This window comes from Campylobacter concisus UNSWCS (assembly GCF_000466685.1).
Lineage (GTDB): Bacteria > Campylobacterota > Campylobacteria > Campylobacterales > Campylobacteraceae > Campylobacter_A > Campylobacter_A concisus_A.
On sequence record NZ_ANNG01000017.1, the window covers coordinates 1 to 12,187 of the forward strand.

The 12,187-nt window shown below is 41.8% G+C and carries 11 protein-coding genes; all 11 read right to left on the bottom strand.

Going from position 1 to position 12,187, the window contains the following annotated elements:
• Window positions 1–257: 257 nt before the first annotated feature.
• The 11 genes from UNSWCS_RS05085 to murJ are packed head-to-tail and all read right to left on the bottom strand — an operon-like array spanning window position 258 to window position 12,181.
• Window positions 258–896, bottom strand: a complete 639-nt coding sequence (locus UNSWCS_RS05085; protein WP_021087603.1) for a YggS family pyridoxal phosphate-dependent enzyme — start codon at window positions 894–896, stop codon at window positions 258–260.
• The gene (rseP, locus tag UNSWCS_RS05090) at window positions 893–2,002 is read right to left on the bottom strand and encodes an RIP metalloprotease RseP (protein WP_021087601.1); all 1,110 of its coding nucleotides are present in this window, start codon (window positions 2,000–2,002) and stop codon (window positions 893–895) included. Before rseP ends, UNSWCS_RS05085 begins: the two co-directional genes overlap by 4 nt.
• Before the next feature lie 21 nt (window positions 2,003–2,023).
• Entirely contained in the window at window positions 2,024–3,022 is a 999-nt protein-coding gene (locus tag UNSWCS_RS05095) for an AI-2E family transporter (protein ID WP_414531020.1), read from the bottom strand.
• Window positions 3,023–3,042: 20 nt separating this feature from the next.
• Complete coding sequence (pgsA, locus tag UNSWCS_RS05100) at window positions 3,043–3,588, bottom strand: CDP-diacylglycerol--glycerol-3-phosphate 3-phosphatidyltransferase (protein ID WP_035143555.1); 546 nt, start codon at window positions 3,586–3,588, stop codon at window positions 3,043–3,045.
• 31 nt (window positions 3,589–3,619) lie between these two features.
• On the bottom strand, window positions 3,620–4,408 hold the full coding sequence (locus UNSWCS_RS05105; RefSeq protein ID WP_021087614.1) for an enoyl-ACP reductase: 789 nt from the start codon (window positions 4,406–4,408) through the stop codon (window positions 3,620–3,622).
• A complete protein-coding gene (gene dapA, locus UNSWCS_RS05110; protein WP_051267829.1) occupies window positions 4,408–5,277 on the bottom strand; it encodes a 4-hydroxy-tetrahydrodipicolinate synthase in 870 nt (289 codons plus the stop codon). Before dapA ends, UNSWCS_RS05105 begins: the two co-directional genes overlap by 1 nt.
• 26 nt (window positions 5,278–5,303) lie before the next feature.
• Window positions 5,304–6,545: a M16 family metallopeptidase gene (locus UNSWCS_RS05115; protein ID WP_021087632.1), complete on the bottom strand. Its 1,242-nt coding sequence runs from the start codon at window positions 6,543–6,545 to the stop codon at window positions 5,304–5,306.
• Window positions 6,546–6,556: 11 nt separating this feature from the next.
• Window positions 6,557–7,630 (bottom strand): quinone-dependent dihydroorotate dehydrogenase, encoded by a 1,074-nt coding sequence (locus tag UNSWCS_RS05120; protein ID WP_002942182.1) that lies wholly within the window; start codon window positions 7,628–7,630, stop codon window positions 6,557–6,559.
• Between the two features lie 52 nt (window positions 7,631–7,682).
• Window positions 7,683–9,407, bottom strand: a complete 1,725-nt coding sequence (locus tag UNSWCS_RS05125; RefSeq protein WP_021087599.1) for an ABC transporter ATP-binding protein — start codon at window positions 9,405–9,407, stop codon at window positions 7,683–7,685.
• Window positions 9,400–10,794: a cysteine--tRNA ligase gene (gene cysS, locus UNSWCS_RS05130; protein WP_021087621.1), complete on the bottom strand. Its 1,395-nt coding sequence runs from the start codon at window positions 10,792–10,794 to the stop codon at window positions 9,400–9,402. Before cysS ends, UNSWCS_RS05125 begins: the two co-directional genes overlap by 8 nt.
• A complete protein-coding gene (murJ, locus tag UNSWCS_RS05135; protein ID WP_021087631.1) occupies window positions 10,781–12,181 on the bottom strand; it encodes a murein biosynthesis integral membrane protein MurJ in 1,401 nt (466 codons plus the stop codon). The genes cysS and murJ overlap by 14 nt, the downstream gene beginning before the upstream one ends.
• Between the last annotated feature and the right edge of the window lie 6 nt (window positions 12,182–12,187).

Genomic DNA, 12,187 nt, shown 5'->3' on the forward strand with positions numbered 1-12,187 from the left:
TTTATGAACGAGCATATCACGCTTCCAAATTTAGTGGCAAGTGGCAACGAGACCTGAATTTGGTAAGTTGCTAAGGCGAGTGAGTAAGATTTTAAAATTTATTAAACTTACCTAAAAATGGAGATAAGGGGGTTTAAACTTTGCTTCACACTGCATGCAGAGATTTCATTAAAATTTAAACTTAAAGCCGTGTATGTCAGCTCAAATTTTAAAATTTAGCAAATATTTCTAAAATGGCAAAAATTTAAGGGACAAATTTATAGATATAGCATCGTTCCAAGGCGAATCATATTTGAGCCACATTTTATCGCTAGTTCGAAGTCGCTACTCATGCCCATCGAGCAGATAGTTGCGCCTTTTGGTTTTAGGCTCTCGTAAATTTTATATGTTAGCTCAAAGCTCTTTTGCACCTCTTTTGGCTCATCCACATGCGCTCCGATGCTCATCACGCCTTTTAAATTTATATTTTTGCACTCGCTTTGGATGCGCTCATAAATTTCAGCCGCATTTGCGACGCTGACACCTTGTTTTGTATCTTCATCGGCCGAGTTTATCTGAAGCAAAGTATCTAGCTTGTAGCTAAGCCTTTTATCAACCTCCACGGCTCTTTCGAAGCTATCGCAGCTTTGCCAAAGCACTGGCTTTAGGTTTATCATTTGATTGATTTTATTGTTTTGCAGGCGGCCGATCATGTGCCATTTGATGTCAGTGAAATCTTGCAGCTCTAGCTCTTTTTTGGCTAGCTCCTGGACTCTATTTTCGCCAAAATTTCTCTGCCCTTGTGCGTAAAGCTCCCTCACTTCAGTGCATGTCACATTTTTGCTAACGGCTATAAGCGTCACATCTTTGCTTAAATTTTCTATCTTTTCAAGTAGCTCTTTTAAAACTATCATCATAAACCTCCGCTTAATCTCATAATGTCATTAAAGGTCGCGAGCACCATTATTCCAAGCAGCAGCGCCCAGCCGCAGTAGGTAAGCGTAACAAGCACTCGCTCATTTATCTCGCGTCTAAAAATTAGTTCATAAATGTTAAATAAAATGTGCCCGCCATCAAGCGCAGGGATAGGAAATAAATTTAAAACACCTAAATTTACAGAGATGAGCGCTACGATGGTTAGGAGCACGCTAAGGCTGATCTTAGCGGCCTTTGAAGTGACATCGGCGATCTGCACGATGCCTCCGACCTCTTTTAGTGGTATATCTCCAACGACTAGCTTTTCAAAGCTTTTAAAGATGAGCTTTGAAGCCTCAACTGTCTCGCCAAAGGCAAATTTTAGGCTCTCTAAACCTGTGTGATAAATTTTCACCACTTCGACATTTGACTTGATGCCGATTAGAGGTTGCTGAATCTTTTCATTAAAAGGATTTATCGTCTCGCCTATCTTTGGTGTTAAATTTATGGTTATTGACGAGCCGTTGCGGTCTATCAAAATGGCGCTAGGTTCAAGCTTTACGTTTTTACTAATATCATCCCACTCGTTTATCTTGACGCCATTTACCGCTAAAATTTTATCGTTTACTGCTATGCCAGCGCTCTCAGCTGCCGAGCCTTCAACTATATATCCAACTATCGGCGCACGTTTTTCAATGCCGATAAATCCAAGCAAAATGTATATAAAAAAAGCTAGGATAAAGTTAAAAAATGGCCCTGCAAAAAGGATGTAAATGCGTTTTATGGGACTTAGCACGTTGTAGCTGTCAGCGTCGTAGTTTTTGGCCTTTGGGTCGGTGTCGTCTTGCCCTTTTAGCTGCACGTATCCGCCAAGCGGGATCGCGCTTAGGCAGTAGTCGGTGCCGCCAACGTTTTTGGTGTAAATTTTCTCGCCAAAGCCGATACTAAAGGTATTTACTTTGACGCCGAGCATTCTTGCTACTAAAAAGTGGCCAAGCTCGTGGAAAAATATGAGAAAACTAATGGCTAAAACGGTCACTAAAAAATAAAACGAATACGCATAAAGCCCAAGGCAAAGCAGAGCCAGCGTGAAGAGAATGCCTTTCAAAACTTACCTTTAAATTTGATTTTACCGCTCGAGTTTATTGCTGAGCAAAACGGCGATAAATTTCGTGCTCGGGTTTGCGTCAAGCGCGATCTTTAGGCTCATGGTAAGCGGTACTGCTAAAAACATACCGCCGATGCCGAACAAAAATCCCCAAAAAAGTAGGCTCAAAAGCACCACAAGCGTGCTTATACCAAGGCCTTTGCCTAGAAATTTCGGCTCGATAAAGTTGCCGATGACGATATTTACGGCTAGATATAGCGCCGCAGTCCAAGCACAAGAGGCTGCGTCGTTTAGCAAAAGCGCCACCAAAAGCGCCGAGACGGCCGCGATAATAGAGCCGATCGTCGGGATAAAATTTAGCACGAAAGCTAAAATACCCCAAAGCGGCGCGTAGGGCACGCCGATAAAATTTAGCCCGATAAATATAAAAACGCCTGTCGCAAACGACGCTGCGGACTTGATCGCGAGATAGCGCTTGAGATTTGATATAAACGTATCTACGATCTGGTTCGTTTGCGGATTTTTGCTCGCAAAATACTCGACTTTTTGAGAAAATACCTGCACTTCAAAAAGCATAAAAGTAACGAGCAAAAAGACGAAAAAGCTCTTTGAAACGAGCTCGGTGCCGCTCCTTAAAAATCCGCCCAGCACGGCAAAAATTTTATTTATATCAAAGTCTGCGGGCGCGGCGATGCTCTCGGGATCGATTAGGCTGCGGCTCGCTAGCATCTGGTGGTAATGATCGGCAAGGGCTTTAAATTTGCTCTGAAGCTCGGGCATGTAGCTAACTAGCCCGTTTATCGTCTTTATCACGGTGTTTGCGATAAATCCCAGCGACAAAAACACCACCGCCGTAACTAGCGCGAAGGCTAAAACGCGCGGAAATTTGAGCTTTTCGAGCGCATTTATCGCAGGCGTCGCCACGATAGCGATAAAAACCGCCATCAAAAACGGTAGCACGACGACGCTAGCAGTCTTTAGTCCCGCCGCGACCACGACGAAGCTAGCTAGATAGATTATAGCGTTTCCGGTTCTCAAATTTAACTCTTTTTCATCGCTTTTACGTAGGCAAAAATGTATTCAAACCCAGAATAAAGCGTGAGTGCAACAGCTATCCAGAGCAAAAGCTCGCCACCAGGCCAGCTCATCAGTAAAAATCCAACCGCAAACATCTGCGAAACGGTTTTAACCTTGCCAGCCATCGAAGCTGCGACTTCGACGCCGTCACTTGCCATCACGACACGAAAGCCAGTTATAAAAAACTCTCTTACCAAGATAAGATAAACAGCCCAAGCGCTCGCTCTGCCAAGCATCATAAGGCCTAAAAATGCAGCCAAAATCAGCATCTTATCAGCTAGTGGGTCAAGGATAGCGCCTAGTTTGGTCTTTTGATCCCAGCTTCTAGCGATGTAGCCATCAAAAAAGTCAGTCACCGAGGCGATCACAAAGATGAGAGCTGCGAAGTAGTTTATCCAGCTTATATGAATTTGCGTAAAAATTTCTGGTGCATTTACGAGCATAAAAAACATAAGCGGAGCTAGCAATATCCTAAAAAATGCCAGTGAATTTGGTAAATTTAAGCTCACAAATATGCCTTTATGCCTAGAAATTTCACTCTCATTTAAAAGTCGTGCCACCATCTATTATAAATGTATGTCCAGTCACCCAGCTAGCCTTAGACGAGCATAAAAATAGACATGCTCCAGCTAGATCAGCAGGCTGTCCCATGCGGTTTAGCGGGCTAAGCTTTGCCGTCATATCGCGCACCTCTTCGTAGTTGGTAAAGGCTCTTAGCGCATCTGTCTCGATGGGGCCGCCGCTTACGACATTGACGCGGATGTTTTTCTCGCCAAGCTCGGTCGCAGCGTATCTTGCCATCGCTTCAACGGCTGCTTTTGCTGTGCCGTGACCTGCGTAGTTTTCGATATAGACTAAATTTCCAGTTGAGCTTAGGCTAATGATACTGCCGCCGCCCACTTTTTCCATGCGTTTTGCAGCCTCTTGTGCGCCTACAACAAAGGCATTTACAGTTGCTGTGAAGATATTGTTTATACCTCTTGGCTTTAGCTTCATAAATTTAGTGTATCCGCCAGCCACTGCGCGACCTGAGATGATAGCGTTTGAGATGAAAAAATCAATCCTGTCAAAGTCCTCATCTATCTTTAAAAATAGCTCCTTATAAGTCTCTGGCTCAAGGATGTTTAGCGCGTAGGCTCTAGCTTTTATCTTGTAGGTAGCCTCAAGCTCTTTTGCCTGCTCTTTGGCAAGCTCCTCGTTTGAGTTGTAGGTAAAAGCGATATTTACGCCAGCTTTTGCAAATTCTTCGACTATAGCTCTGCCGATGCCTCTAGTGCCTCCACTGATGACTAGCGTTTTACCTTTAAATTCGTTTAGTGTGTCCTTCATTAAAATCCCTTTATTTCGTAATTTTTAATAACTTCTTCTATCTTTTTGAAATTTTCTTTGCTCGGTTTGCAAAGTGGCAAGCGATACTCCAAAGTGTCGATCAGCCCAGCTAGATACATCGCCGCTTTGATCGGTATCGGGTTGCTTTCGCAAAAGAGTGTTTTATTGATCGTATAGAGGTTGTCATTTATCAGTTTTGCTTTTTTATACTCTTCGCTCATCGCAAGGTGCGTAAGCTGTGAAATTTGATCTGGTAAGAGGTTTGCAGTGACCGAGATGACGCCCTTGCCACCATATGATAGGATAGGGTAGTTTATCGCATCTTCACCGCTAATAACCACCAAATCAGGCTCGTGAGCTAGCAGATCGACACATCTATCGATGCTGCCTGTTGCCTCTTTGATGCCAAAAATATTTTTACAATCTTTAAAAAGTCTAAAAACGGTCGCTGGCAAGATATCTACGCCAACTCTGCCTGGGACGTTGTAAAGAAGCACTGGAATTTCTATGCTATTTGCGATAGCTTTGTAGTGCTCGTAAAGCCCTTCTTGCGTTGGTTTGTTGTAGTAAGGAGCGACTGATAAGATACCGTGAGCGCCGTGAGCTTGAGCAAATTTAGCGATATCGATGGCCTCGTGAGTGGCGTTGCTACCAGCTCCAGCGAGCACCTTGACATTTGTGCCTTTACATGCATCTACTGCGATCTCGATGCAAATTCTATGCTCATCATGCGTTAGAGTAGCGCTCTCACCAGTAGTTCCAACTGGCACAACGACGTCTATACCGTTTTTTATCTGTCTTTTTATCAGTTTCTCAAAACTGACTTCGTCTATTTTTTGGTTTTTAAATGGCGTAACTAGTGCTGTCATCGCACCTTGAAGCGAATTTTTCACGTCTATTCCTTTTTTAAGATTATTGTCGTGCTAGTTTTTTCATTGAAATATCTATTTGCTATCTCTTTTAAAAGCTTAGCATCTATCCTATCTATATTTTTTTCAAGCTCGTAAAGTGGCTTTATATCGCCTCTAGCAAGGTATGAGCCGTATAAATTTGCCACCTTGCTCGCGCTCTCAAATGAGTAGATAAAATCAGTTTTTATCAAATTTTTAACTCTTAAAACGTCCTCTTTGTCGATTGGCTTTCTCTTTAGATCATCTATGATCTTTAAAATTTCAGTCTCAACTGCGCTAGCCTCGACGTCTGGGTTGCAAACTGCTAAAAATATAAATAAATTTTCATCAACGCAGCTCATATTGTAAGCGTAAATTTGATTTACAAGCATGAGTTCATCGACAAGGCGCTGCTGTAAGATAGAACTTTTGCCGGTGGCTAGATATTCGCTTATCGCATTTAGCCCCACTTGATCAGCATGCCTAAAGTCTGGAATTTTATAAGCGATCGCTAGCATTTGCGTTTGGCTATCTTTGTAGATGATAGCTCTTTTTGCGCCGTCTTGCTCAGGCTCTTTGCAGTGTAGTTTTGGTATAGCTCTTTTGTTTTTTATGCCGCTAAAGTTTTTCTTAGCCAGCTTAAATGCCTCATCTTTGCCGATGTCGCCACTTATCATCAAAATGGCGTTTTTTGGTTGATAATACGTAGCGTGAAATTCTTTTATATCAGCGATCTTCCAGTTTTCGATATCTTTTATGAAACCTATTGGCGTCCAGTGGTATGAGTGGTAGATAAATGCGTGGTTGTAGAGCCTAAAGTAGAGGTATCCCATAGGGTTGTTGTCTGTTCGCCACCTGTGCTCTTCGTGCACCACCTCGCGCTCTGGCTGAAATTCTTTATCTTTTAGGCTTAAATTTTTCATAAGCTCGGCAAAAAGACCAAGCGTTTTGTCTAAATTTTCATTTGATGCTTTTATGAAGTAGTGAGTGTAGTCAAAGCCCGTGCTTGCGTTATTTACGCCGCCAAAGCCCTTTACGATCTCGTCAAACTCGCCTGCGCGTAAGTTTTTGGTTGATTTGAAATTTAGATGCTCTAGCATGTGAGCGATGCCGCTTTTGCCCATCACTTCGTTTCTGGAGCCAACTTTATAAAAAACATCGACGCTTATCACTTTTGAGCCAGGATTTACTGGTACGTGATAAATTTCAAGTCCATTTTCTAGTTTAAATTTATTAAATTTTATCAATCTCTTGCCCTCTATTTTTTAACATTTGCGCCGACTGCTTCGCTGATAGAGGCAAAGCCATCTCTTTTTAAAAGCTCTAAAATTTCTAAATTTATATCTCTTGCGATCATCGGCCCTTTAAAGATAAAACTTGTAAAAATTTGGACCAAATTTGCTCCCATTTTTATGCGCTCATAGGCCTCTGCACCGCTATCTATGCCGCCACATGCGATAAGCGTTGTCTTGCCATAAAGCTCATCTGCCACGGCTTTAAAGATATCTTTTGACTTTTTGGCGATCACCTTGCCGCTTAGTCCGCCAAAATCCTTTAAATTTGACGAGTGAGAGAGCGAATAATCAACGCTTGTATTTGAAACAAGCACGCCGCTAGCGCCGTTTTCTACCGCACAGCTACAAAGTTTGATCGCATCTTCGTGGCTCATGTCAGGAGCTATCTTAAAGATGATGGGCTTTTTAGTAAGTGGCAAAATGACGCTAAAAAGCTCTTTTATAAAGCTCTCATCTTGCAAAGCCCTTAAATTTGGTGTGTTTGGCGATGAGACGTTTATGACAAATGTGTCGCAAATTTCACTAAATTCTCTTACTAAAATTTCATAGTCTTTTATCGCATCTTCGTTTGGTGTAACCTTGTTTTTACCGATGTTTGCCCAGATTGGTATGGTAAAAGGATAGATCTTTTTTACTCTATTTTTGATAGCCTCGCAGCCTTCGTTGTTAAAGCCCATCGCATTTTGGATGCTCTCTTCGTCTATGAGCCTAAAAAGCCTTGGTTTTGCGTTGCCAGGTTGTGGTTTTGGTGTAAATGTGCCAAATTCTAAATGTCCAAACCCAAGAGCTGTGAGCGCTTCAAACATCGTGGCGTTTTTATCAAAGCCACCAGCTATGCCAACTGGGTTGTGGTAGGTGCTTGAGAATAAATTTTGTTTTAGCGCGTTGTCATCGACCACGCATTTGTGCGCCAAAAAGCTTAGCGAGCCAGGGAAGATTTTATTTGCCCCGACCATCGCTACTTCAGCGATCTTGTGGGCAGTTTCAGGATCAAATTTGAAAAATATAGATTTTAAAGTATTGTAGTTTAAGCTCATTTTAACCTCTTTAAAATGCCTAAAATTTCTGCAAATCTTAGCAAAAATCGCCTTAAACTAAGGCTTTGCCCTTAAGCCTTGCATAAATTTCATTTCTCTTACTAAGCTCCTCGTCGCTTCCACTATCAATGATCTTGCCATCACTCAAAACTGCGATCTTATCGGCATTTTCAACCGTGCTTAAGCGGTGAGCGATGACAAAGATGATCTTTTTGCTTCTTAGATTATTTATCGCTTTTGTGATCTCTTTTTCGCTCTCATTATCAAGTGCAGAAGTAGCCTCGTCAAAGATGAGGATTTGTGGGTTTTGATAAAGCGCTCTTGCTATGGCGATGCGCTGTCTTTGACCGCCTGAGAGGTTGGTGCCAAATTCATTTAAGATAGTGTTTATGCCATCATCAAGCTTGCTTACAAACTCATAAGCATTAGCCAGTTTTAGTGCGTTTATCACGGCATCTTCGTTAAATTCTCTGCCGTAAGCTACGTTTTTAGCAACTGTGTCGTTAAAGATATAGACGCGCTGGGTTACAAGGCCGATATTTTGGCGAAGTGAGTGAATTTTGATATCTTTTAAATTTATGCCATTTATCAAAATTTCTCCGTCATTTACGTCGTAAAATCTCATAAGCAAATTCATAAGCGAGCTTTTTCCGCCGCCACTTGAGCCAACAAGGGCTATAAATTCTGACTTGCGAGCCTCTAAATTTATCCCTTTTAAGACCTCTTTGTCGCCGTAGCTTAAGCGGACATTGTTAAATTTGATCAAATTTATCTCTTCATTTAGCTCATTTTCGCCATCTTTTATCTGGCTTACTTTATCCATCAAGAAAAACGTCCTCTCGCTCGCTGCGATGGCATCTTGCATCTTATTGTAGATATTTACGATGCGTTTTAGCGGGGTGTAGAGCATAAAAAGCGCTGTTAAAAATGAAAAGAATGCGCCCATATTTATATGCCCGTCGATGACGTCTTTGCCGCCTATGATGATAACAGCTGCCACACCTATCGAGCCTATGGTCTCCATTAGCGGGCTTACTAGCTGCTCGATCTTGACGCTTTTTAAATTTAGCCTAAAAAATTTATTATTTTCATCAACAAAGCGTGAATGCTCGTATTCTTGGGCATTATTTGCTTTGATTATCTCGATATTTGTAAAAATTTCACTAAGCGCAGATGTGATGTCTGATGTTTTTTCTTGCGACTGCTTTGAAATTTTCTTCATCCTTTTAGCAAGGCGTGAGATCGGATAGATCGCTACTGGCATGACGACAAGAGCGAAAAATGCCAGCTTTGGACTTTGATAGATGACGACGCAAAGAAGTCCGATGATGGTTATAAATTCCCTCGTAAGTTCAGGGATCATGCTTGAGACTATCGATCTTATGCGGTCGATGTCGTTTGTTGTTCTGCTGATTAGCTCGCCAGTTCTAAATTCATTGAAAAAATCCATATCTAAATTTAAAAGGTTTGCAACCATCTTTTCGCGAAATCTTCTAATCGTATCTTGCCCGATATATGCCGTAAAATAGGCCTGCATGAAGGTTCCGATGTTCTTTATAACGTAGATCGCGATGATGGCGCAAGGCAAGATGTAAAGTAGCTTTTCGTTTTTCTCAACGAAAATTTTATTTAGCACAGGCTCCACAAGATAGGCACTTACCGCCGTTCCGCCACTGGCAAGCCCCATGCCGATGATGGCAAAGATGAAGTGTGGGATATAGTCTTTAAAGTAAGGACCAAAGCGCTTTAGCACATCTTTTAAGCCAAAATTATTCATTATTTCTCTCCCAAACTGCGCCATTTGGCGTATCCATGATAGAGATATTCATTTTTGCTAGCTCATCTCTTATCTCATCAGCCCTTGCAAAATTTCTCTCTTTTTTAGCTACCGCGCGCTCATCAAGAAGCCTTTTTATCTGCTCTTTTTGCTCGTCACTTACGCCAAACTGAAAATACTCCACATAGTTTGTGACAGCAATGCCTAAAATTTCGCCTATCAGCTCTAAATTTGCCACCACTTCGGCCTTATAAGCTTTATCTTTTGGGTTGTTATCAAGTCTTTCATTGGCCGTTTTTACAAACTCATCGACGCTTGCAAGTGCTTTTGAAGCGTTTAGATCATCACTTAGCGCCTCAAGTAGCTCACTTTTAAAACTCTCATTTGCTGGCCCTGCTTGCACGCCATCAACCCTTTTTTTGAGGCGGTAAATTTTATCAAGTCTCTTTTTTGAAGCTACTAGATCTTCATCTGAATAGTTAAAATGCGCTCTGTAATGGCTCGTAAGCAAGTAATATCTAAGCACTTCGCCATGAACGTTTTTTAGGGCGTCCTTTACGAAAAAGCTGTTATTTAGACTCTTGCTCATCTTTTCGTTATTTACTTTTATAAAGCCATTGTGCATCCAGTATTTGCTCAAATTCTTGTGATAGGCACATCTGCACTGGCTTGCCTCGTTTTCGTGGTGCGGAAAGAGTAGGTCGATGCCTCCAGCGTGGATGTCGATCTCAAATTTATCATTTTCTTTGTCGCTTAAAAACTCCCTTATCATCGCTACGCACTCGGTGTGCCAGCCAGGGCGACCCTTGCCAAATGGGCTCTCGTACCATTTCTCGTCAAATTTCCAAAGCACAAAGTCTTTTTCATCTCTTTTCTCGCCAAAACTTGCCACGCGCGCGATTAGATCGGTGTTATTGTCCTTGCCGCTAATGCTAAAATATCCACTATCCTTGCTTGTGTCAAAGTAAATTCCATCGCTGGTTTTATACGCTACACCTCTATCCATAAGCACTTTGATGTAGCTAATGATCGCCTCCAAGCACTGCGTAGCCTTTGGTTTAAAGTCTGGATCAAGCACGTTTAAAGCACCCATGTCGCTCTCATAATGCGCTATATATTTGTTTGTGATCTCCTCTAGGCTTTGGCCAGTTTGCGCCATTTTATTTAAAATTTTATCGTCGATGTCGGTGTAGTTTCTTGCAAATTTGACCTTGCAGCCAAGCGCTTTTAAGACCCTTCTTAAAAGATCAAAGCTAACGGCTGACTTTGCATGTCCCAAATGCGCATCGTCATAGACCGTTGGACCACATAGGTAGATGCTTACCTCGCCATCTTTAATAGGGCTAAACTCAACCTTTTCTCTTTTAGAAGTATCAAAAATTCGCATTAAATATATCCTTTAAAAATGTTAAACCAAAATAGAGCAAAACCGCCAAAATAGAGATGGCGGCTATAAATTTAGACTCGATTATAGCTAAAAATCGCTTAGCCCCAAAGGCTCTAACGTATAAAATAAGCTGTAAAAATCCCCCAAGCGAGCTTGCAAATGCAAGGCCAGCAGCTCCAAATTTCTGCATCAAAATGACAGCTAGGATCAAATTTATCACAAGGCAGATGATAGAAATTTTAGCTGCCTCTTTTTGCTTCATATTTGCATAGAGCCAAAGTGAGAAAATTTTAGCCAGTCCAAATGGCGTAAGCCCCACTAAATAGGCACTTAGCACCTTGGCGCATTCAATGGTGTTTGCCCTTACAAAATTCCCTCTCTCAAACAATAGCCAGATGATAAACTCGCTTAGCACTACGCCTGTGATCGTGGCTGCTAGCAGGGCGCAAAGGAGTAGATAAAAGCTCTTTTTTGTCCAAACTAGGGCGTTTGCTTCATCTTTTTGTTTTAAAAGTCTAGTGATCTTTGGAAAGAGTGCCTGAGAGAGTGCGATCGCAAAGATGGCAAGTGGGAGCTGAAAAATTCTATTTGCATAAAAAAGGTAGCTTATCGAGCCACTTACCAAAAAGCTAGCTAGCCAAGTATCCATAAATGCGCTTATCTGCATAGCACTTGAGCCAAGTAAGCCGTGGTAGAAATTTATAAAAAAGCCTTTACTCTGCGCTCTTTTGCCCTTAAAATATCCGCTTAGACCGCCCCAAAAAATTTTATTTAAGGCGTTAAATTTCATAGCGATTAGATGCACCAAAACCTGCAAGATGCCGCCTGCAACGACGCCAAAGCTAAGATAAAGTGCGACCACGCTCTCGCTCTTGCCACGAGCCAAAAGTAGCGAAGCGATCATGGCTAAATTTAGTAGCGCAGTAGAAAACGCAGTCGTTGCAAAGTGCCCTTTATACTGAAGTAGCGCACCCATGAAAGTGACGATATAAACAAGGGCTAGATAGTAGAAATTTATACGCACAAGTGGCACTGCGTCTGTGATATTTTGCTCGCTCAAACCGCTTGCGATGATCTTTATAAAATAGGGTGTAAATAAATTTACAAGAAGCGTCAGAATGCCTATAAAAAGTAGAAATTTGATGAAAATTTCAGCTTGAAAGATCGCTTTTTTCTTGCTATTTGCAAAATTTGGCAAAAATGCCTGCGTAAAGGCACCCTCGCCAAAGATACGGCGAAATAAATTTGGTATCTTAAATGCTATAAAAAAGAGGTCGCTAAATATGCCAGCACCAAGGATAGAGGCCGTTAAAAGATCTCTCATAAGCCCTAAAATCCTTGAAGTCATGATGCCAACTGAGTTTGAAAAAAAGCCTTTTATAAACATCGCCCA

Bases quoted from the DNA above. Each gene is read 5' to 3' on its own strand.
- UNSWCS_RS05085 (WP_021087603.1), bottom strand. From the start codon at position 896: ATGATGATAGTTTTAAAAGAGCTACTTGAAAAGATAGAAAATTTAAGC.
- UNSWCS_RS05105 (WP_021087614.1), bottom strand. From the start codon at position 4,408: ATGAAGGACACACTAAACGAATTTAAAGGTAAAACGCTAGTCATCAGT.
- dapA (WP_051267829.1), bottom strand. From the start codon at position 5,277: ATGACAGCACTAGTTACGCCATTTAAAAACCAAAAAATAGACGAAGTC.
- UNSWCS_RS05120 (WP_002942182.1), bottom strand. From the start codon at position 7,630: ATGAGCTTAAACTACAATACTTTAAAATCTATATTTTTCAAATTTGAT.
- UNSWCS_RS05125 (WP_021087599.1), bottom strand. From the start codon at position 9,407: ATGAATAATTTTGGCTTAAAAGATGTGCTAAAGCGCTTTGGTCCTTAC.
- cysS (WP_021087621.1), bottom strand. From the start codon at position 10,794: ATGCGAATTTTTGATACTTCTAAAAGAGAAAAGGTTGAGTTTAGCCCT.
- murJ (WP_021087631.1), bottom strand. From the start codon at position 12,181: ATGTTTATAAAAGGCTTTTTTTCAAACTCAGTTGGCATCATGACTTCA.